The sequence below is a fragment of the Chryseobacterium sp. 'Rf worker isolate 10' genome, assembly GCF_050753305.1.
Classification (GTDB): domain Bacteria; phylum Bacteroidota; class Bacteroidia; order Flavobacteriales; family Weeksellaceae; genus Chryseobacterium.
The window spans coordinates 1-22,869 of record NZ_JBOZOF010000002.1; the positions used below are offsets into that span (position 1 = coordinate 1).

The 22,869-nt window shown below is 37.1% G+C and carries 13 protein-coding genes; 3 read left to right on the forward strand and 10 right to left on the reverse strand.

Going from position 1 to position 22,869, the window contains the following annotated elements; genetic code table 11:
• Nucleotides 1-513: 513 nt before the first annotated feature.
• The 10 genes from LKL37_RS10050 to LKL37_RS10095 form a co-directional block, all read right to left on the reverse strand.
• Complete coding sequence (locus LKL37_RS10050; RefSeq protein ID WP_431610452.1) at nt 514-1,083, reverse strand: hypothetical protein; 570 nt, start codon at nt 1,081-1,083, stop codon at nt 514-516.
• Between the two features lie 9 nt (nt 1,084-1,092).
• On the reverse strand, nt 1,093-1,626 hold the full coding sequence (locus tag LKL37_RS10055) for a hypothetical protein (protein WP_431610453.1): 534 nt from the start codon (nt 1,624-1,626) through the stop codon (nt 1,093-1,095).
• Entirely contained in the window at nt 1,623-4,376 is a 2,754-nt protein-coding gene (locus tag LKL37_RS10060; protein WP_431610454.1) for a hypothetical protein, read from the reverse strand. Before LKL37_RS10060 ends, LKL37_RS10055 begins: the two co-directional genes overlap by 4 nt.
• A complete protein-coding gene (locus LKL37_RS10065; RefSeq protein WP_431610455.1) occupies nt 4,369-5,172 on the reverse strand; it encodes a WxL protein host-binding domain-containing protein in 804 nt (267 codons plus the stop codon). The genes LKL37_RS10060 and LKL37_RS10065 overlap by 8 nt, the downstream gene beginning before the upstream one ends.
• A 101-nt stretch (nt 5,173-5,273) precedes the next feature.
• Nucleotides 5,274-5,852: a hypothetical protein gene (locus LKL37_RS10070; RefSeq protein WP_431610456.1), complete on the reverse strand. Its 579-nt coding sequence runs from the start codon at nt 5,850-5,852 to the stop codon at nt 5,274-5,276.
• A 187-nt stretch (nt 5,853-6,039) separates the two neighbouring features.
• Nucleotides 6,040-8,385, reverse strand: coding sequence for a phosphocholine-specific phospholipase C (locus tag LKL37_RS10075; RefSeq protein WP_431610458.1), 2,346 nt, complete (start codon nt 8,383-8,385; stop codon nt 6,040-6,042).
• An 82-nt stretch (nt 8,386-8,467) separates the two neighbouring features.
• A complete protein-coding gene (locus LKL37_RS10080) occupies nt 8,468-9,988 on the reverse strand; it encodes a SusD/RagB family nutrient-binding outer membrane lipoprotein (RefSeq protein ID WP_431610459.1) in 1,521 nt (506 codons plus the stop codon).
• A gap of 20 nt (nt 9,989-10,008) precedes the next feature.
• Nucleotides 10,009-13,149: a SusC/RagA family TonB-linked outer membrane protein gene (locus LKL37_RS10085; protein ID WP_431610461.1), complete on the reverse strand. Its 3,141-nt coding sequence runs from the start codon at nt 13,147-13,149 to the stop codon at nt 10,009-10,011.
• 297 nt (nt 13,150-13,446) lie between these two features.
• Nucleotides 13,447-15,051, reverse strand: coding sequence for a hypothetical protein (locus LKL37_RS10090; protein ID WP_431610462.1), 1,605 nt, complete (start codon nt 15,049-15,051; stop codon nt 13,447-13,449).
• Between the two features lie 99 nt (nt 15,052-15,150).
• Complete coding sequence (locus tag LKL37_RS10095) at nt 15,151-15,945, reverse strand: SDR family oxidoreductase (RefSeq protein ID WP_431610463.1); 795 nt, start codon at nt 15,943-15,945, stop codon at nt 15,151-15,153.
• Between the two features lie 397 nt (nt 15,946-16,342).
• On the opposite strand from LKL37_RS10095, the gene LKL37_RS10100 reads away from it, so the two are divergent.
• The 3 genes from LKL37_RS10100 to LKL37_RS10110 all read left to right on the forward strand — a co-directional run bounded on the left by LKL37_RS10100 (nt 16,343) and on the right by LKL37_RS10110 (nt 22,713).
• Nucleotides 16,343-19,231, forward strand: a complete 2,889-nt coding sequence (locus LKL37_RS10100; RefSeq protein WP_431610464.1) for a SusC/RagA family TonB-linked outer membrane protein — start codon at nt 16,343-16,345, stop codon at nt 19,229-19,231.
• 24 nt (nt 19,232-19,255) lie between these two features.
• Nucleotides 19,256-20,764, forward strand: coding sequence for a RagB/SusD family nutrient uptake outer membrane protein (locus tag LKL37_RS10105; RefSeq protein WP_431610465.1), 1,509 nt, complete (start codon nt 19,256-19,258; stop codon nt 20,762-20,764).
• Between the two features lie 122 nt (nt 20,765-20,886).
• Nucleotides 20,887-22,713, forward strand: a complete 1,827-nt coding sequence (locus LKL37_RS10110; protein ID WP_431610466.1) for an alkaline phosphatase — start codon at nt 20,887-20,889, stop codon at nt 22,711-22,713.
• The last annotated feature ends 156 nt before the right edge of the window (nt 22,714-22,869 follow it).

Genomic DNA, 22,869 nt, shown 5'->3' on the forward strand with positions numbered 1-22,869 from the left:
GCCGCCGCCAGTTTTTATTTTATTTTTAAAAAATCCTTTATCTGATGATAAAGGATTTTTTTTGTTTTATACCTATATCTATATGGTAGGCAGCAGGGATTAGGTGATAGGAAATATTTAATCAATAATCTTTGCTAACAACAAACAAACTTTTATTTTTCTCTCCTCCTTACTTCCGGACTCCATCCTCTATTCTCTATCCCACATCATTGTCACTCCGAAGGAGTCTAAACAAAGCTCTTTCATAAATTAGAATAGCAGAAAAATGATTCTTCTTAATTAAAATGCTTCAACTCAGCTCAACATAACACTGCTAATACTAACAGCTTTATTCTGTCATTTTAAGCCCATAAATCGCTTATCATCTCAAAAACTGACTTAGGTCTGGTAATTAATATCTAATAAGTTATAATCCACTTTATTTTAATCCAAAAAAAAGAAAAAAACCGCTTCTGTATAGAAACGGTTCAAATTTTATGACATTGTGATTGTAAAGCTTATCTAAAGAAAGCTTTAGTTTGCTCCTATGGTAAATACGATCTGTGCACTATAAGTTGTTGCAGGAATCGTTACAGAAACGCCGCCTATCTCCAGTTGCACATTAATTCCCGAATAGTTTACACTGTTTCCAAGACCTAATACCCCAGTAAATGTTATTGTTGATAATGTTGCAGCCGATGCCTGCGGTATTTCTATAAAAGCAGCGTTTCCACCGTTAATTGTAGCAGTACATAGAACACATAGTCCATTAATAGTGGTACTTCCTCCGCTTCTTTTTGCATAGAGATGCAGATTGCTGTTCCAGGTAGTAGGGACATAATGCATACTGATTCTGGCACCGGAACTTGAAAGAAGGTTCAGGAAAGATCCTGGTAAATTACCAGATAGTGTTAGCTGGCTGGGGTTATCATAAGTTCCTGTATAGTTAGTTCCAGCTTCAGTAATAGTAGGTACACTTACAGTCCAATTACTTCCTGCAATATTTATTGTTTGCCCATCAAGAATGCTTCCCATTATTAAAGCAATAATGTATAGATATTTTTTGAAGAGCACTTCTTTTTGAAAGTAGCTGTTGATTTTCATTTTTCAATTTTATTCTGTGATGGTATAGGTAATGACAATAGCAGTATTGGCTTGCGCCTGTAAATTAGCATAGGTGTTTGTAGCCAGTGAAAGCGTAAGTGCATGGCCATTATTAGCGCCATTCCCGGTGTATGCCCCTCCGATACCACTAATAATCGTAGCAGGAGTCGTGGTAAGAATAACCTGTCCAGATGAAGTCCCCAGCGTTCCTCCTCCTGCTCCAGAAGCCGCTGCAGCCTGAACTCTTATATTTACTCCTGCTATAAGTTTATTAACCGAAGCTGTAATTCTTCTGGTAAGTCCTCCGGAAGCAATAGCAGAAGTATAATTGATCCACTTAGATGTATTGGGAGCAGGAGCTGTTAAAGCATTTCCTGCTTCAGTAGGAGCTGTGAAATTGAGCGTAATACTTCCTGCAGGTTCAATATCCATAAGAGTTACTACTGGTAACGTCATCGTAACAGTAGTACTGGCTGTCTGAGAATAAAGAGAACCGGATACAATAAATGCTGCTGCTGATAATATGGAACGGATCAAAATCATTTCTTCTTTTTTATTTCATTATATCCTACTTTTAAGGATTCCTGTTGGTATTTGATTTCTATCTGCTGTTTGACAACATTGATGCTTAATTTCTTTGTTTCTGATGGTTTTAAACTAAACTGAAACTTATCTGTTGAAATTTTATACCTTTTATCAAGTCCATTACGGTAAACTTTCACTATCCAGTCACCAGGACGAAGATAAGTGAAGTCAAAATCTTCTCCTATGAAGCAGATCTTACGATAGGTCTGATCATTATTTGTAGCTTCTATAATAATACTTTCTCTTTTCTTCTTTCCCTTGATAGTTTGCAGCTGTTCAATATCCGTCTGATCCTTTTCTCCAGTTTCAAGAAATTGGATATGCCCTTTAACATTGGATGCTGTTGTTAATCCGAAATTTAAAATATTTTCTTTATTAATAAGAGAAAGTGCCGCTGGAAAAGTCTGTGTGGGAATATCATTGATTTCCGTTGTTGAACGGTCTATTTCCAGGAAATAATTACCGGGAATTACGTTCTTAAATAAATAATTGCCTTCCTTATCTGTTGCTGACAAATAGCTTCCAAGCATCAATCTTATTCCTTCCGTATTTTTTATTCCCAGATTACTGATATTCCCGGCTAAAGTAACATATTCCGCCGTTTTCTGTACCGGAATATTAGAACGCCACGTATATCGCATAGAAAATATAAAATCCTTATCTCCAATTGCTCCTCTTTGTAATGAATACCTGCCGGAAAGATCAAGGTCATTTCCGGGAAATAACTGCTGGTGGAATAGAAGTTCAAATAAATTTCTGTCTTTAAAATACTCCTCAGGCATATAATTATTCTGATAGAAAAGGCTTAGGCTGGTCTTATCAGAAAATCGACTGAAGATTCTTGCTCCGTAATAAAAATTTTTCTGATTTTCGAGCTGATATCTTGAACTGACTGCATAACTTCCAAATAGATTAAATGAGGTTCTGAATTTTTGAAATGAAAGATTAGCAGAATAGAAACTTGAATTACCACTAAACCCCGTCAGATAATTATCTGTTTTACCAAACTGCCCGTCAATGTTTACCTGAAATACTCCGATCTGCTGATTAATACTGATTTTAAAGAACCGCTCATAATAATCAAACTGTTTGGGTTCTAAACGATCTTTATAGGTTTGATAGCCATTATTAAGTATAATAAAGCCGCTTGGCATATATTTGTACTGTACACCGTACTGGAAGTATTTTCTATAAGGCGCTGCCAGCAATAAAGTATCACGCTGGAAGTTTTTGGCATCCTGCATGTAATTGGCAAAAACACTTAGTTTTTTGGAGATATTGTAATAAATATTTCCGTTAAAAGTATTCGTATTGGTAAAATATCCTGCAAAATCTGGGCTTGCTTTCACATACATTAAACTTGCATTAAACTTTTCAAAAATAGCATCAGCCTGGAGCATATAAGCTGTTCCATCAGTTTTTTTTGTTGTGCTGTAAGCAAATTCTCCGGATACATTAATGTTTCTTGAGATCTTAAATTTCCCCTTAGCATACGGAAGATGTGCGTCAGAATCAAGCCTTGCATCACCATATCTGATTTCTTCCTTTCTTGGAGTTTTATAAAGATATCCAACAGAAAGTTCTGATTGTTTCCGTATTTTGAATGTGGAATAAAAATTAAATTCATCTTTAATATCCCGGAAAAACCTTGGATGATTATAAAAACCACCCACACTTACTTTATTGAAATCATACCGGATTTCTGCTCCCCGGCCATATCTTGCAAACTCTGTTAAGTAAGATGAAGAGTAAGTTTTATCACCAAGATGAATGAAAAGCTTATCCCGTTTGTAATTCAGAAAATATTCTTCATATTGGGTAAATGTATTTAATTCTACAGGATTGTGGGTGACAGCCCGAAATTCGATCTGGTTTTTATGGTCTTTATCAAGGGTCCCTTTACCATAAATTTCTCCCTGAAAACCATCATGGTAAACACCCATATTCTGCATTCCGATGAAAGACATTGAAACGGCAACAGGAAGCCTGTGATAGATATCTTCTTCGGAGGGTTTTACCGATATCACCTGAGTGCTTGCATAGAAACTCTGGTTTTCTTCAGGATTGCCATTCGAATATACTGAAAGGTTAATGTTTTGGAATTCATTTTGTCTGAGATCCGGATTGGTAACTTTATGTATCGGAATTATTTTCGACTCACCTGGTTCCAATACTAATAAGGACTGAGAATCAAGAATCGCATTTTTACTTTCCAGAGTAAGATGCTCTGTTATATTACCATTGTTTTTTAAAAGAAAAGTTGCACGGATGGTTTCTCCGGCTCTTATAAACTCTTGTGAATCCAGAGCTGTTACAGAAAGATTCCGGTTTCCTGAAACCGTTATTTTTGAAACTTTTTTAAAGGTTATACCATTATTACGATCCGTAATATTCAGTGTTACAGAATAATTGCCCTGGCTTGTTTCTGCTGCAATACGCAAAGGAGCCAGATAAACCGATGTTTCATAAGGAGCAATCTGAAATTCTCCTTTTGCTAAAATAGGTGTAATAGACGGACTTGATGTGGTAACTGAAATGTTATAGCTTTTGCTTTCAGCCGAATTATTTTCTAATGTAAAAGGAATAGAAGTAGACATTCCCGGCATTAAACTATCTTTTTTACTGGCCAATCGGTTAGATTGCTGTTGTGAAAAAATAAGTACCGGGAATAATAATATAATAATAAATAAAGTCCAAGTTCTAATCATTTTTTACTTCTAATTCCACATTGAGTGCAAATGCATTCTCTTCTTCATCCGTAGCGATAATGGTAGCTCTGTATTTGTCCTGAGGTATTTTACTGATGTCAATGTAAAATGTTTTGGAGGTATCAGGCAGCAGTCCCATTGTTAAACTTGAGTAAGATCCTACTTTTTCACCTGTTTTGCGGTTATAGATTTCAATAGTTGCTGTCGGTTTACAATATAGATTCCCGTTGTTGGCTATTGCAATCATTGCCGTTTGTTTTCCTTCCTGTTTTTCTACTTTTACACTTTCAAACTTAAGGTCTGGTTTAGCCTTTTCTGTTTCAAAATCTGTAATTACCTGAATGGCATATCGTATCACAGAAGTGATGCTCACCCCCGTTTTACTGTCACTAGGTTTTATATCCTCTACCGGCTCTACAATGATGACACTCCAATAGCTTCCGGGATCTGCTACCTGATTAGGAACGGTAATTTCATAAAATACCTCTGTTTTTTCTTTACCTTTCAGAAAAACCAGATTGGTATTGAGTTTTATCCACTCTCCGTTCGTGCGTTTATTGTTACGTACTGCAGTGTAATTGATGGTTCCGTCAGCATGATAACCAAAATCCTGTAAAAATAATTTTACACTCTGAGGATTATTGCTCGTGTTTTCAATGGAAACCTTTCCTTTGTAAACCTTCCCGTTTTCTATTTTGTAAGAATGCGTAAGCCCGTTGAGAATCACAATGCCGGCATGTAAAAAGCTGAACTGCAAAATCAGGGTGATCAAAAGAAGAATACGCTTTATCATCATGTAAAGTTGGGTGTTAAATCATTAATAATACAAAACCAGGAAGAAACTGAATAACAATTTCTTCTTGTTTTTGAAACACAGATTAGAATATTATTTAAATCCTAATTGTCTGATATCGTATAAGTAACGGTAGCTACTACAGTGGCTGTTGCCTGTAAATCTGCGTATGCTGCTACCCCTCCAGGGCCACTTCCTGCAGCAAGTGCATAAGTAAGGTTGTGCCCGTTGTTGGCACCATTACCCGTATAAGCACTTCCTATACCTGAAATGATAGTCTGGTCAGCAGCACTTAAAGTCAATAGACCTGCGGATGTTCCCAATGTTCCTGCGCCGGATCCGGTAGCTGCAGCTGCCGTTACGTGAAGATCAACTCCTGGAATAATAGCGTTCATTTTTACACTTACATTACGTGTTGGATCTGCAACAGATTTGATGGAAGAATAATTAAGCCACAAAGTAGTATTAGAAGCACTTGGTGTAACTGGATTTCCCGCTTCTGTAGGAGCAGTGAACCCAAGTGTAATATTTTTCGTAGCGGCTGGTTCAATATCTACCAAAGCAACTTCGGGAATAGAAATTGTGACTGTATGGTTGTCTGTATTGGTGTCCTGTGCGCTAAGATTCCCGGACAGAGCAAACGCAAATAAAGACATTGCAATAGTTAAATTTAATTTTTTCATGATGCTGATAATTAGTTGAGTGAATATAACAAAATTCAATATAATTTGGAAAAAATATATCATAATTTTTATATTAATGATTATTTCAACTATGTAATACATTATATTTAAAATATACTTTAACAGAATAAGTCAAAAAAATCCTGCACATTTTTGTACAGGATTTTATCAATATTATAAGCGTTTTCTATGCCCAGTGCGGATCAGAAACAGAAACTTTTCCGGTCTCTATTCTTCCTGCAAAATGCCATAGATGATCATTAAGCGTTAATTTCAAATCATACCAACCTTTATTTTTATCAAGATCAATGATGATTTTTTCTTCAGGCTTTTGTACTGCAATTGTCTTTTTAATCTTTCCGTAAAGATCTTCCAGCTGTAGGGAAACAGTATTCTTTTTATGGTTTCTGACAGTCAGCTCAATCTGACTTTTTAAAGCCAAATTCACCAAAATCACCTCCAATTCCGGTATATTCTGGCCTTTAAATTTCCTGAAAAAGCCGTTGGGACCGAAAATTTCATAATCATAAGCTCCGGAATGTACAGCATGGGATAGTTCCTGCTTTGAATATAAAGCATAGGAGAAATGATAATTATTACTGTCAAATTGAGTTCTGTCATACACTAAAAGCGGAACCCCATTTTCTTTTAAATTGGTCATTTTGATCTGTTCACCTTCCAAATTGACATGGAAATTATAGGGAAGCGGATTGGATGGTTTCAAACCTCTTTCCTGAATTTCAAGTAAATTTTCCTGAATTTCATTTTCAGAATACCATTTCAGATTGGGAACAGGTTTATTTTTAGCTGCATTAATAGTTTTAGCATAATCTTTCTGATCCAGATAATCCATCTGTGGAGCTTTTACACTGGAAGAATTAAAGGCAGACGTAAGATCTCCGCATACCGCTCTTCTCCAGTCGCTGATATTATCTACATGCACATTCTTTTTGAATTTCTTCATAATGAATTTCTCCAGAAACTGCAGCACAGAAGTATGATCCGATACTTCGGAATTTACAAAACCTCCTTTTGTCCATGGTGAAGCAATGATCATTGGTACTCTATAGCCTAATCCAACAGTTCCTTCTACTTTTTCATAACTTTTTAAAGAAGGATTGCTCATGTATTCCTGAGATTTATCCACATATTCTACCCCTTCTTTTCCGTTCATATCTACAGGTTGGCTTGGATTCACCGGTGGGGCGAAAGGAAGTACATGATCGAAATATCCGTCGTTTTCATCGTAATTGATGATGAAGATTGTCTTTTTCCATGTTTCAGGATCTTTGGTAAGAATATTTAAGACCTCAGAAATATACCATGCTCCATACCAAGGTGATCCCGGATGATCAGAAAAATGTTCGGGAGCTACGAGCCAGGAAACCAGCGGCAATTTTTTCTCTTCTACATCTTTACGGAACTGGAACAATACATCACCTTCCGGAACAACCAGTCTTTCTCCGTTTTCATCTTTTCCGATTTCCAGTTTCCAATAATCAGGATCATCGGAATTGGTAGTAAAAGCTTTTTCATGAAGGTTTTTTTCTTCTTTTGAAAGTTTGGAATAATTATCCGGATGATACTTTATCTGGTCTTCCTGAACTTCAGCCAGCATAGCTTCCAGCCTTTCTTTCTGATTAGGGTTCTTTTCAATTTCCTGTTTCAGGTAAGCAATGATATTGGGAATATTCTGATAATATCCTTTTGAAAACTTAACGTTGAATTTTGAAAACCATTCAATCGGGTTATCGGTGAAATTACTTAGCCAGGCTTCCTGTTCTCCGGACATTCCTTTTGGAAGACTGATTTCATTCTGATAAATTTTCCACGAAACATTCTGCTGTTCTAAAATTTCCGGGAAACTTTTCCATTTTGCCTGTCTTGCTTTGTCATAATCAATATTTTCATTCACGACATTGGCTTTTACTTTTCCGTTTTGCTGTTCTCTTAATGTTCCAGACCAAAGAAACAGTCTGTTCGGAGTAGTTCCGGTAAGTGAAGAGCAGAAATACTGATCAAATATGGTAAAAGCGTCTGCCAGCTGATAATAGAACGGTAGGTCTTCACGATTATAATAACCAAGTGTAAGCGGAATATTTTTGTAATCTTTATTTCCTGAAGCTTTCGCCTGAAGCCATTGGTCAAATTTCCCTTTGTTCAGTGCTTTCTGTTGATCAGCCCATGAATGCGGCAGTGAGCTCATCCATGTTGATTTGGTATTTCTCAGATCCAGACGGGCAGGAGATGCATATTTTCCCTCATCATTCTTTTGAAAGAAAACAGAATGGCCATCCTGTTTTACAAAGGCTCTTTTATCCAAAAAACCTCTTACTCCTTTAAGAGCACCAAAAGCGTGGTCAAATGAACGATTCTCCTGCATCAGGATTACCACATGTTCTGCATCATAAAATGTAGACTGTGCAGCCGGATCAATGGCTAAAGCTTTTAAAATGGATGGATGAAGAACACTTGAAGTTCCTAATCCAGCTAGTAATAGACTTGATTTTTCTAAAAATTCTCTTCTGTTCATATTCAATCGTAATAAGAAAGAAACCGCAAGTTAATAGGATTTTCCTGCGATTTCTTTGTTTTATATAAAAATAATCAGATTTCTATTGTAACCACCAAGGTTTGGAGTTGATATTGTCATTTCCTCCATACTGAGCAGCCAAAGCAGCTTTTAAATTGTTGCTGTTATAGCTGTATTCCGATTGCGGATATCTGAACCTGAAAGGTGCTGCGACTCCTGCTTTTAGAGGATAGTTTGGATATCCTGTTCTCAGATAATCATAATAAGAGGTCCATTGTGCCTGGTGAAACATCGTCATGTACTTTTGAGTCATGATTTTCTCAAGCTGTGTCTGAAGGGGATCTGCATTATTGTAAACTACCAAAGGAGTTGACAGATATTGGTTCACATCAAAGCCTGAGAAATATTGTCCCGGATTTTTTACATACGTTTGATAAAAACTGAAACTGGCTTTGATGGCATTATCATAATGGGTTTTTGCAGATCCGGAAATCCAGCCCCTTGCTGTAGCTTCAGCCAGAATAAACTCAAGTTCCGAATAACTTAATACAGAAGCAGGTTCATTGGTGGGATCTTTATAAAAACGATCGTTTACTTTAGAGATATTTTTTGCTGTAATCAATGCTGCATTGTCAGAATAAGGAGAGGTCGGGTTTCCTCCGTTGTATCCTGTGTAATCTGTGATGGCTTTTCCCGCTTCCTTAGCTCCTGTAGTCTGTGCTGCAAAGGTGAACAAACGAGGGTCATGCCTGTCTTTGAATAGATTAATGAAATAATCTGCCATATACAAGCTGGAACCATATCCACTGTTGTTAAACATCGTATATCTGCTGTCCGCAGCATCAGCAAATTTTAGCTCACCATTGTCCGCAATAGAAGTCATAAGAGACTGGCTTCCTGCAATAGAAGCAAATTCTGTAGCGATATTATAATTTCCTACAGTTGTTTTTTTGGAAAGCGTGATTAAAATCTTTAAACGGAAAGAATTAATCAGTTTTTTCCATTTCATAGCATCTCCGTTGTACACAATGTCGCCTTCAATTTTATCATTGGTATTAATAAGATCATTGGCTTCTTTTAATTCGGATAAAATTCCGGACATGATGGCTTCCTGGGCATCATATTTAGGCTGTGTAATTCCGGATTCTCCTTTTGCTGCCTCAGAATAAGGAGCGCTTCCCACTTTTAGGCTTATATTGAAAAAATGATAGGCTCTCAGAAATTTACCAATGGCAGCATAGTTTTTATTGTTGATTTTTTCCGCTTCCTGCATCATTTTTCCGGTGTTCAGAAGTCCTTTTGTATAGACTTCAAAAGAGGCATCGTTCCATTTCATATACTGGTATGAATTTTCACCATCAGTACCAATCATCATTCTTGAAGCGTACATATTATCACCGTTTACCTGAAACGTATATTTTTCCACATAGGTCAGAAGAAATTTAGGATCAATGCTTGCCTGATCATTAGGATTTTCATTGATTTTATCAAGGTTGGATTCGCATGAAGCCAATGTCAGAAGTCCGGCAGCAAACATACTCTTCATTAATCCTTTCGTTGTTTTGCCTCTTTGCCCTTTCACTTTGTTTATATTATTTTTCATTGTCTTGACGTACTTTTTAGTTAAAACTTAAGATTAAAACCGATTCCGAACCATCTGCTCGAAGGATCCTGAATATCATTCTCTGTTTTTGCCTGGAAATCAGGGTCAGAATAAAGATTCTTTGATTTCTTCCACATCGCCAGGTTATAAGCAGAAATATTGGCAGTGAAACCTTTTACCATTCCTTTCGGATTCAATAATGAAGAGAAATCGTATTCCAGAACTACAGATCTAAGTTTCACGAAAGTTCTGTCGAAAACGTTGGCAAACTCTTCACTTTCATCCTGTGTTACCCTTGCCTGGTATGGATAATTCTGTGCCCAATCCTGGAAGCTGATTGCTTTTGTGTGTGGAGTATACTGACCTGTTGTCGGATTGTAATTAACCCCATCCGGTACAAAATAGTATGTTCCCGGGTTTGCATACTCAAGATCCCTGTAAGCTACAGAATTAGGATGTTTTCCTCCCCACCACATTTTTTCCACTACCTGCGATCTCATTACCCCACCGATGCTTCCGTCAATTCCGATATTTAAAGTAAATTTCTTGTATTTGAAAGTGTTGTTGAAACCGAAAGTCCAGTCCGGATTGAAATGTCCCAGATTGCTTGGTGCATTGGCTCTTGTCGGCATTCCTGTGTTGGCATCCAGAATAACTTTTCCGTCCGGAGATTTTTGCCATGTATAATCATAATAACTGTCCATTCTTTCGCCTAACTTAATGTTTTTGTAGTTTGGCATATTATCATAAATGGAAGTCAGCTTTTGTTCATAAGTACTCCAGTTGATTAAAGTTTTCCAACTGAAATCAGCGGTTTTTACCGGAACTAAACCAAGGGAAACCTCAAATCCTTTGGTGGTATATTCATTTCCGTTTACATATTGTGAAGTGAAGCCTGATGATTCTGCAGCCGGGAACTGAAGGATATTATTATAATCTAATGTTCTGAAATAAGTGGCATCCAAGGTGATTCTGTTATTCAGAAAACCTGCACTTAATCCTAATTCATAAGATTTTGTCTGCTCCGGTTTTAAAGAGTTTTCTACATTCAGAGTCGTTGGATAATAATAGGTAGGATTTCCGTTGAATGTGATTCCCTGATTATTCAGATAATAATTTCTGATGGAATAAGGCTGGAAGTCATAGGCTACTTTTGCCCATGAAGCAGACAATTTCAGCATATTGATAGACTCCGGTAATTTTACCAGATTTGAAATAACGGCACTGATGGATGCAGAAGGGTAGAAGTAAGATCTATTCGCCTTAGGTAGTGTGGAAGACCAGTCGTTACGTCCTGAAATATTGATGAAGAAAGCATTGTACAACCCGATATCAATCGTAGAATAAGCACTGTAAATCAGCTTTTCCTTCAGATAGGAATAATTTTTCAGCGCTCCGATCGAGTTTTCAAAGGTGTATACTTCAGGAATTTTCAATCCGTCTGTAGATCTTTCATTATTATTGTTTTTATAATAGAAAGCTGAACCTCCGGCATTGATGGTGAAATCAAAATTTTCAGATATTTTTTTCTTGTAAGTGGCAAGGACATCGTAGTTAAGGTTCCACGTTTTGTTATCTTTTAAAATATAACCTCCACTTCTTGGTGCACTATAATTGAAGTAAGAATAAGGACTCAGTACTTCTGTTTTGCTGTGGTTTTCTACAAGGGATATTTTCCCTTTTACCGAAAGATCCTGTGTAGCTTTATACTCTAAACCTGTTTGTGCATTGATGATATTCGTTCTGTTCTGATTCTTATAATATTCAGCTCCGAACCATGGATTATTGTACCATGCATAGTTCCAGTTGGCTTGTGCTCTTCCTTCTCTTCCAGGAATCCACATATGATTTTTAAGGGCTTTTCCATCTACATCGCCTCCCATCCAGATTAGGATTGTGTACATATGCCCGCTTGGGTTATAATCGTAGTTGGGAATATTGGGCGTAAAAGCCTGGTTGAAATTAAATTTTGTATCAAAGATTAATTTATCTCCAAGATGATTTTCAGAAGAGAAGTTGATTCCATATTTCTGAAGATAGGAATTTGGAACCCTGTCATCATAATTCATGAAGTTTCCGGAGAATCTGTATATATCTTTATTATCTCTGTAGCTGATCGCAAAATTATTGTTGTTAATAACAGCGGGCTTTAAGAAAGTACTTAAGTTATCATGATATTTCCAGTCGATCGGAACTCTTTCGTACCTTGCTTTATCATCATACTGAGTTCCTGTCACAGCTCCATACCACGGAACTACCTGTCCGGTTACCTTATCTCTGATAGGGCTGTTCCATTGGGCAATCTGCAAACCGGGAACAAATTTGGGTCCCCAGATCATATCTCCGTCATTCACTCCGCCATCGGCTCCGTCCCAGAATTCATATTTTCCATGTGAACCGTTTCCGTATTCAGTCTGGGTTTTCGGAAGATTGGTAAACCCTCCGGTGATCATGGTATTCTGAGAAAATTCTACAGAAAATCCTTTTTTCTTAGCATTTTTTGTTGTGATTAAAACAGCTCCATAGCGCCCTCTCGAACCATATAAAGCGGAAGCGGTAGCCCCTTTCAATACGTTGATATTTTCAATATTGTTAGGATCTAAATTCTGGAAAACCTCTCTTTCCACAATCACACCATCAATGACAAAAACCAGATTGGAGTTTCCTCTCAGTGTAAACTGTGGAGCCTGCTGCATTCCCGTTGGATTGGAAACATTCAGACCTGCTACCTGTCCGGAGAATAAATTCCCAATACTTGGAGTGGTGATGGTTTCAAACTGTTTTGTTCCCACTTCCTGAGTAGAATATCCAATTTTTTCTTTCTTCTTGGCAATACCTAATGCGGTGATAACAACGCCTTCAATCTGCTTTTCGTTTGGTTTTTTTAAAACAACGGAATACTGTTTTTTTGAAGAGACCTCAACGGTATAAACAGAAAAATCAGGAGCAAAAAACTCAAGAATGTCTTTGGGGTTTGCAGAAATGGTGAAATTACCATTTTGGTCTGTAGTAGCAGTCTTTCCTGTGTTTTTGTCGGTGATGTTCACACCGGAAACACTAGAACCGTTTTCAGATTTTACATTTCCTGTAATGTTGATTTCCTGAGCAGAAAAATAAAGGGGAAGTAAAAAAACGGTAAAAGTGGCTAGAGTCTTCTTCATTTTTTTGAAGGCAAATTTAGCGGAGCACTGTTACCAGTATTTTAATGAAGTATTAAAATAAAAATACGATTTTAATATTTTTTAACAAGAAGAATTAATAGAAAGGTAAAATGGAAAATATCCTTTGTATAGGGACTTTTGCTTTATTATATAGATATTAATATAAGGTAGGAAGCTGGGAGAGGGAGGTTGGAGGTGGCATCGTACTATCAATAAATCCTTATCTATAAAAATACTAGGATAGTAAAACTGGGGTGTCAATAACTTCGGTCTTCCAGCTTCCCTCTTCTTTTCTTTTTAAAACCTACTCAGAATTCCCCAGTGGATTTTGATATCATTAAACTTAAATGGATTTCCAAATTCGTTACCATTAGACAGCTGGAAACTCATCAGGCCGATAGGAATGAAGAAATTGAAACCGAGCCCGACACTATAAAGCTTAGGCTTCACCTGCAAAGATTTATTATTGAGCTGTCCGTATTGTCCGAAGAAATCGAAAAATGCCTGATTACCGATCAGATAACGGTATTCTAAGCTTCCATAATAATAAAAGTCAGCGAGAAGCGAGTTTTCATTGAATCCCCGCATGGAGTTCCAACCTCCGAAACGGTATAACTCATTGGTAGAGAATGCTATTTTAGAATCCATCATAGCCCCTTCTCCTTTAATATTCAAAAAGTGGTTTCCTGAAATATGGTAATTGTGTTCTGCGAAGAAATAGAACTGATTTTGATTAGCTTTGATATTATCTTTGGAATAAGTGGTTGTTAAAAAGTCATATCCGGCATTGATCCTTGTTTTATAAAGGAAAAGATCAATATCTGTAGGTTCTACCATTTCAAACCATACCCCGATTCCTTTCTTGTTATAGTCCTTTCCCTGGGTGTAGAGCTCATCTATAATTGTTGACGTTTCCAAAGTTCCTCTGATACCTATTTTGTTTCGGTTGTTGATATGGTAATAAAAAGCAGGCAGGAATTTTACATTGGCAAACGTAGAATCCTGTCGGTAGATATTAACTTTGGTATCCATCCCGACGTTCGATTTGAACAGGTACGGAATATCCACACGAAGATCAAAAGTCTGTCCCTTATCGGGGTTTCTCTGCCAGTATAAATTGACGGTTTCAAAACCATTGAACATATTCCTGAAATTGACATTCATCGTTCCGTTTAATGTAAACTTGGAGGTTTTATCATTTCCGAAACCGATTACCCCGTCAAAAGTATTCGTCTTTTTCTTTTCCAGAAATAGGTAGATACTCGTGGAGTCTTTTGTGAATAAAGATTGTGGCTGCCGTTCGAGGGTCAGAAAAGGATGACTTTGAAAGGTTTTATTGATGGCTAAAAGGTTTTTATCATCATAGTTTTTGCCTTTAAATTCCTTTTCAAGGTTTTTGATGAATCTCCTTGGAACTTTTTCGTATCCTTTGACTACGAAGCCGTCGATCGTTCTTTTATCATTCTTGTTGATGTCCAGTTCTACAATAGGATAACCGTTTTTCTGTCCTTTATATTTTGATTTGATTCTGCTGAAAGAATAACCTTCATCAATATAAGTCTTGTTGATACTTTTCTTGGTGGAATCTAAATTTTTAGTGAAAAAATCTTTCTGAATCTTCAGTTTCTGAACCAGAGAATCCGTAAGGTTAACATAGGTTTCATTGAAATTTTTCCCTTTATCATAGAAAATTTCAGTGCTGTCCCCTTTTATTTTTACATCTTTCAGTTTGGTAAAGAAATAATTATTCTGGGCCAATGAGTCCAAAAACTTTACGGCAGAAGTGGAATCTTTTACCTTTTTCCTGATTTTGGTTTCCGAATCAATCAGCCAATACTGCTTCTTCTGCGCTTGGGTAAAAACGCAGAACAGTACAAAAAATATTTTTAAAAGTAATTTCAATTTATTCTTCTGAATATGAAGAGGAATCTCTATAAAAATACAAAAGATTCTTCACTGCATTTCATTCCGTTCAGAATGACAATGCGCCTTATCAATCAACTAATTTTTATCCAGTTTATTATACTTCTTCATCAAATTTTCATAAGTTCCCTGTGGAAGAATCCATTTCAAAGGAACTCCAATTTTCTGCCCGAATTTACCAAAATAATAATGAGCTTTCCATTTATTTTTTGCTAAAAGTTTTTCAATGTATTCTGCTACTTCCAATGGCTCAGTTCCGTCATTCACATGAGAATTCATCAGCGCATATACTTTGTTAAAAACATTTTTATAAGGCTGGGAAACCTGTGCTATCATTCTGTTGTCTGCAATATTGGTTTTGATATCTCCCAAATGCAGAGAGCATACGTCAATATTCCATGGGTATACTTCATACCTCATCGCTTCCGTTACTTTATCCAATGCCGATTTTGATGCGGAGTAAAATCCGCGGAAAGGCAGCCCCATTTCACTTCCGATACTGGAAACATTAATGATTTTTCCGAATTTATGTTCACGCATATTCGGAAGCACAGCACTCATCATTTGTACAGGTCCGGCAAGATTCAGGCTGAAAAGTTTCAGAATATCTTCTTTGGTAGAATCTTCTACAGCGCCTACCATTCCCATTCCGGCATTATTGATCAACACATCAATTTTAGTTTCCGTTTTTAAAACCTCAGCTACAGCATTCTGAACAGCGGTGTTATCGGTTACATCAGTGGGTATAGATTTGAAGTACTGGCTTTCTGTATGCTTTCTGCTTAATCCGTATACTTTATGTCCTTTTTTACCAAAATATTCGGCCAATGCAAACCCAATTCCTGATGAGGTTCCTGTAATAATAATGGTCATTGAATTCGTATGATTTTTAATGTTTTTATTTTTCTTCTGATGCAAATCCAAATGTTTTTAAAGGTCTGTATTCAAAAGTAAAATCTATTTTCAGCAAATGTAAAAAAAGAAAAATGAACTCAGTTATTTATTATTCCTGAAATAATTTTTAATGATTTATAATCTTTTGTCCCCAGTTGATGATAAACTTAAAACAAAGTTAATCTCAATTCTGCATGCAGTATCAGGGGAATGATTACTTTTAATTGTTTATGTTCCTGAAAAACAGATGTTTAATTATATTGTGTGGTAAGCGGTGTCTTAAAAAAGCTAAAATTTCTTAATAAAAACATAAGAAAACCTTAATGAGGCATGGGAGCAGACTGATCTAATTTTGCACCTAATCAAAAAGGATATCATGAATGTATTTAAAATCCCTGTCTCCGTAACGTATTTAACGGGAAGGGTATTACTTATTGGTGCAATATCAGCTTCACCGATGTTCCTCGCTCAGAAAAAAGACAGCTTAAAAGAAAAATCCATCGACGAGATTGTTGTTGTAGGATACGGAACACAGAAAAAAAGTAAAGTTTCCGGGGCTGTTTCGGAGGCTTCACTGGATAAGCTTACTTCCAGATCTTTGTCTGGTGTAGGAGAAGTGCTTCAGGGTAAAGCTCCCGGAGTAACTGTAGTGAACGAAGGTGGAGATCCCAACGGAGCACCTAAGGTAAATATTCGTGGTCTGGGAGGAATTAACGGAGAAACTCCCCTTTATGTAGTAGATGGGGTGGTTTTCAATGGAACGCCTTCTATTAATCCCAACGATATTCAGGATATCTCTGTGCTTAAAGACGCTTCTGCTGCTATTTATGGAGCAAGATCTTCCGGAGGAGTTATTCTTATTACCACTAAAAAAGGGAAAAAAGGAAATCTTACTGTAGATTTTGATGTTAAGTATGGTTTAAATGAGGCTTGGAGGCTGAAAGAATCTCTGAATGCAGCCGAATTTCAGGATGTGATGTATAAGGCCTATGAAAATGCCGGAAAACTGGGAAGCTTACCTATAGCTTTTAATCCTACTCAATATCCGGATGGTAGAATCACCAGAACAGACTGGATGAAAGAAATCTTCAGAACCGGAACTATTCAGGAATATAATATTAACCTAAGCGGAGGAAGTGAGAAATCCAGATATTTTGTGGGAATGAACCATAGAAGTTTGGAAGGAATCTTACTGAATACTCAGGCAAAACGGTACAATTTCAGAGTCAATTCTGAACATAAAGTAAAAGATTGGCTGACGATCGGAGAAAATATGTATTATAATTACTCTGATGGAAACACAGCCGATACCAAGAGTGGATATACAGGAGCTTTGGTAGCAGCCATGTATTATCCGCCCAATGTTCCGGTATATACTCCTAACGGTGCATTTTCAGGACTGCCGATTGATGTGGCAGGAGGTTATGGAGATATGATCAACCCGGTTGCTTATCTTAAAAGAATCAGTATCAGAAATCCTACCCACGAAATTTTAATCAATCCTTATGCTGAAATTACGCTGGCAAAAGATTTAAAATTCCGTTCCAACTTCTCGCAGACTTTTAAACTCGGGGATGTGAAGAACTTTACCTACAGAGTTTTGGAAGTAGGGAAAATTTTTGATACCAATAATTTGGAATATCAATCTAATAATTCTTCTACAGCACTTGCTGAGCAGTTGCTGACTTATAAAATTTCAGCAGGACAGCATAATTTTGATTTCCTTGGAGGGTTTACTTTCCAGAAAACAATTGACGATGGGTTTGTAGCAAAATCGTATGACTTCAGAAGTGAAGCTGAGGTTTTCCAACATCTTCAGAATGCTGCTGATACCAATAAAGATGTTTCCAGTTACAGATTCAAACAATCTTTGGTTTCTTATCTGGCAAGAGTAAACTATGATTATGCCGGGAAATATATCGTTAGCTTATTGGGAAGACGTGATGGTTCTTCACTCGTAGCAAAACAGAACAGATTTGCCAATTACTATGCAGTTTCCGGTGCTTGGGTAGTTTCGAAAGAAAATTTCATGCAGGATATTTCATGGTTGTCAAGCTTAAAATTAAGAGGAAGTTATGGTATTCTGGGTAACCTTGGAGGAATTTCACCACAAGCTGTAAATCCACTAATGACCAGAGACAATAATGTTATTTTCGGTCAGGATCCTTCACAGAATATTGCGTATTATGCAACCACACGTCCGAATCCGGATCTGAAATGGGGAAAATCTGAGCAGACCAACTTCGGGGTGGATGCTTCATTTCTTCACAATAGCCTTTCCTTACAGTTCGATTACTTTGTAAAGAATTCCAAAGACCAGATTTTCAATGTAAGCTTACCAAGTACGGCAACGTATAATAATCAGTATGTAAATGCCGGATTATTTCAAGATAAAGGATTTGAATTAGGAATCAATTACAACAAAGTCGTTTCAGGTGATTTTACTTTCTCAGTAGGAGCTACAATGAGTCAACTAAAAAATACGGTGAAGCAGCTTGCCAATGTAGATGAGATCTTTATCAATGATAATGGAGTAAGAGGAGTATTGAAACCAACACGAGTGAAGGTGGGTGATCCTTTATACTCTTTCTATGGCTATAAGACTGGCGGAATTTTCCAGACTCAGGAAGAAATCAATAATTATAAGGATGCCAACGGAAATCTTATCCAGCCGAATGCTAAGCCGGGAGATATCAAATTCCTGAAAAAAGAAGGAAATACAGGAGTGCTTAATAATAATGACTTCGTTAATCTTGGAAGTCCGTACCCTAAGTTCTCTTATGGATTCTCTTACAACATGACCTGGAAAAATTTTGATCTGAATTTATTCTTCCAGGGAGTATACGGAAACAAAATATTCAACGGGATGAAGTTTATTTCTTTGAACCCGGGCGGAACAGGGCAGAACTATAATATGGACAGAGATATCCTGAATGCATGGACTCCTCAAAATACCAATACTGATATTCCAAGACTGGTACATGGCGATCCAAGTGGTAATTATTCCAAAGTGTCAGATTTCTATGTGGAAGACGGATCTTATTTAAGACTGAAGAACCTTACCATCGGTTATTCATTACCGAAAGAATTGTACAGAAAGTTGGATGTAAACAAAGTGAGAATCTATATGACTTCCAACAATCTGTTTACGATTACGAAATATACAGGATTTGATCCTGAAGTAGGAATGAATTCTTACGGAGTAGACACCGGAAGATATCCTCAGGCACGCTCATTCATCTTTGGGGTGGAGATCGGATTATAATTTTAACCAACAAAAAGTAAAAAAATGAAATTTTTCAATAAAATATTTTTAATATCAGGGATATCCGCGATGCTTCTTTCATGTACAGGAGAACTGGATGTTCAGCCGGAAGGAACACCTACTGAAGCCAGTTTCTGGAAAACAGAAAATGATCTTATTACCGGAGCAAATGCCATGTATAAGCCTTTATTCGATGGAGAGTTTTATGGAAGAGGTCTGTTCTGGTTTATCAATGCCAGTGATGATATGGTAACCGGAAGAGCTAAAAGTGAAGCGGATAATGCTAAAAACTTCAGCAGCAATTACATCGCGGCAGGAGATCTTGAAACCCAGTGGAACAAAAGATATAACGTAATCGGGGTTGCCAACCGTGTTATCCGTAATGTTGATAATATTCAGACTTCATCGGCGATTAAAAATAAATATCTTGGAGAAGCTTTGTTCATGAGCAGCAGAATGTATTTTGAACTGGCTTACTCTTACGGAAATGAAAAGGCCGGAGTTCCGATTATTGACCGGGCAAAAGATCCGGATCCCAATCCAATCCCAAGAGCAGCCAACGTAATGGAAAATTACACTTACATCGTGAACGACCTGAAAAGAGCTGCAGAATTATTACCTACACAGGCAGAGCTTCCCGCAAAAGATTACGGAAGACCTCATAAAGCAGCAGCTTGGGCATTGTTAGCAAAAGTATATCTGTTTATGAAAGACTGGAAGAATGCAGAATTCTGGGCTAATGAAGTAATGACCAAAGGAAACAGAGCTTTGTTGGGTAACTTCGCTGATGTTTTCAAAGCGGACAATAATTACAGTTCAGAATACATCTGGTCAATCCCGGGAACGCCTAAGTTTACGGCTTGGGGAAGTATTCTTCCCGGCGTAATGCTTGAAAATAAAGGATGGGGAGAATATAACGGATGGGGGTATTTCCAACCGACTAAGGAATTGTTTGATGAATATGAAACAGGAGACCTTAGAAGAAGTGCTACCATTCTGAAAACCGGAGATCAATTTACATTTAATGGAAAGGTAAGAACATATGCTTCTACCAATTCTCTTACCGGATATCAGTTCAATAAATATATGGATGCCTTTAAATATCAGCTAAACAGCGGCCACGTAAGTGCCAACGGAGATTATCCATGTACAGATCTTGCCGTTCCTATTATGCGTTATGCTGAGGTTATTTTGATCAAAGCAGAAGCTTTACTGATGCAGGGGAAATCTGCAGATCAGGAAATCAATATGATCAGAGTACGTGCAGGATTAACCGCGAAAAATGGATGTACAATGGCCGATCTGAAACACGAAAGACGCTGTGAACTGGCAGGTGAATGGGCAGACAGACACAGAGACCTTGTACGTTGGGGTGATGCACAGGCTGCTTATGCTAAACCTCTGCACGGGATCAATGGACAGGTAGTCTGGGCAGCAAGAAACTTTAATCCAGCTGTACATAATGTTTGGGCAGTTCCTCAGGCTGAAATCGTAAACAGTCATGGAATCATTAAACAAAATGAAGGCTGGTAAAATTTTAATCTTTTATATATAAGTCACTATATCATTGCAGAACCTTCTGTGGTGATATAGTTTTTTCAAAGGTATGGAGATAGGTCGTTTCATTTGACCTATAAAATAATAACGATATACGAATGAAACTATCAAAAATATTAGCGGTATTGGCTCTGGCTGTTTTTTCCAAAAATCAGGCTCAGAATTATTTACATTACAATGTAGGAAATGCGCATTCGCATAATGACTATATGCAGGAGATCCCTTTCTGGCAGGCTTATTATGCCAACTTCGGTTCTATTGAGGCAGATGTTTTTCTGGTAAAAGGAAATCTTTGGGTAGCGCATACCGAAAAAGAACTTTCGTCAGACAGAACACTGGAAAATCTTTATCTCGATAATATTTCAAAACAGATTAAGCTGAACAAGGGAAATATTTATCCTGATGCAGGTAAGAAACTTCAGTTGCTGATTGATATTAAGCAGGATTATAAAACATCACTGGAAGCTTTGGTCAATACTTTAAAGAAATATCCCGAGATCACAGGAAATCCAGGAATTAAAATTGTCATTACCGGGGGAAGACCTCAACCGTCAGATTTTAAGAATTATCCGAACTATCTTTACTTCGATGGAGACCTTGATAAAAACTATTCTCCAGAAGAATTAAAAAGAGTAGGAATGTTCAGTGCAGACCTTCCGGGATTGGTAAAATGGAATGGAAAAGGTATTCCAAGGGATGAAGAAACTCAAAAGATTAAAAGTGCAGTGGACAAAGCTCATGCTCAGCAGAAGCCGGTTCGTTTTTATGGAGCACCTGATTTTCCTAATGCATGGGTAAATCTGATGGATTTGGGAGTGGATTATATCAATACCGATCATATTCCGGATCTTAAAAAATTCATGAACACGATTCCGAAAAACTTTTATAAGAATACAAAAGAATACGCCACTTATACTCCAACTTACCAGTCAGATGGTGTGGAGAAAAAAGTAAAGAACGTTATTCTTCTTATTCCGGACGGAACTTCTTTACCCCAATATTATGCTGCTTTTACCGCAAACAAAGGAAAGCTGAATGTTTTCAACATGAAATCCACAGGGCTTTCCAAAACCAATTCATCCAATGCTTACATTACAGATTCTGCACCGGGCTCTACAGCATTTGCGACTGGTGTGAAAACCAAAAATACATTTGTGGGAGTTGACAATATGGGAAAAGCATTAGCACAAATTCCTGATATTATTGCTGAAAAAGGAATGACTTCCGGGCTTATTTCCACAGGAGATGTTACAGATGCTACTCCTGCAGATTTTTATGCCCATTCGGATAACAGAAACAGCTCAGAACCTATTCTGAAAGATTTTGCTGCTTCGAAAACTAAAATACTGATCGGCGGTCCTACAAGCGGATTGTCTCAGGATAATCTGCAGAAATTCAAAGAAGCAAAAATAGATCTTTACCAGAATTTGAAATCAGTAACTAAAATAAACAACCGTACTCTGATTATTGATCCTCTGGCTTCACAAAGAATAACCAATGGAAGAGGAAACTGGCTGGCTGATGCATTTGATCTTACTTTAAATGATCTAAAAAACAATAAAAAAGGATTCTTCATGATGATTGAAGCTTCCCAGACAGATGGCGGAGGCCATAGCAATAATATAGAACAGCTTGTTACAGAATTACTGGATTTCGATCATGTTGTAGGAAAGGCAATGAAATTTGCTGACGAGAATAAAGAAACCCTGGTAATTGTAGTGGGAGACCATGAAACAGGAGGTTTGACGCTTTTGGATGGAAGTTTAAAGGATGGCTGGATTTTCGGAAATTTCAGTACGAATGATCATACCTCTATTCCGTCAAGTGTTTTTGCTTACGGACCAAATTCAAAAGAATTCACAGGATTGTTTGAAAATACGGAGATCTTCAACAAAATACTGGCCGCTTACGGAATTCAGAAATAGCTTTTTAATTTATACTTTTACTTTTACAAAGAGGGACTGTTTCGTTTTTGAAACAGTCTTTTTTTGTGTATTAATTTAAAGCTCCCACAGATTAAGCAGATGTTTGTGGATAATCCGGGTGAAATAAAAATAAAATAAAATTCAAAAAGGCTGCCT

Bases quoted from the DNA above. Each gene is read 5' to 3' on its own strand.
- LKL37_RS10050 (WP_431610452.1), bottom strand. From the start codon at position 1,083: ATGAAAATCAACAGCTACTTTCAAAAAGAAGTGCTCTTCAAAAAATAT.
- LKL37_RS10055 (WP_431610453.1), bottom strand. From the start codon at position 1,626: ATGATTTTGATCCGTTCCATATTATCAGCAGCAGCATTTATTGTATCC.
- LKL37_RS10060 (WP_431610454.1), bottom strand. From the start codon at position 4,376: ATGATTAGAACTTGGACTTTATTTATTATTATATTATTATTCCCGGTA.
- LKL37_RS10065 (WP_431610455.1), bottom strand. From the start codon at position 5,172: ATGATGATAAAGCGTATTCTTCTTTTGATCACCCTGATTTTGCAGTTC.
- LKL37_RS10070 (WP_431610456.1), bottom strand. From the start codon at position 5,852: ATGAAAAAATTAAATTTAACTATTGCAATGTCTTTATTTGCGTTTGCT.
- LKL37_RS10075 (WP_431610458.1), bottom strand. From the start codon at position 8,385: ATGAACAGAAGAGAATTTTTAGAAAAATCAAGTCTATTACTAGCTGGA.
- LKL37_RS10080 (WP_431610459.1), bottom strand. From the start codon at position 9,988: ATGAAAAATAATATAAACAAAGTGAAAGGGCAAAGAGGCAAAACAACG.
- LKL37_RS10085 (WP_431610461.1), bottom strand. From the start codon at position 13,149: ATGAAGAAGACTCTAGCCACTTTTACCGTTTTTTTACTTCCCCTTTAT.
- LKL37_RS10095 (WP_431610463.1), bottom strand. From the start codon at position 15,945: ATGACCATTATTATTACAGGAACCTCATCAGGAATTGGGTTTGCATTG.
- LKL37_RS10100 (WP_431610464.1), top strand. From the start codon at position 16,343: ATGAATGTATTTAAAATCCCTGTCTCCGTAACGTATTTAACGGGAAGG.
- LKL37_RS10105 (WP_431610465.1), top strand. From the start codon at position 19,256: ATGAAATTTTTCAATAAAATATTTTTAATATCAGGGATATCCGCGATG.
- LKL37_RS10110 (WP_431610466.1), top strand. From the start codon at position 20,887: ATGAAACTATCAAAAATATTAGCGGTATTGGCTCTGGCTGTTTTTTCC.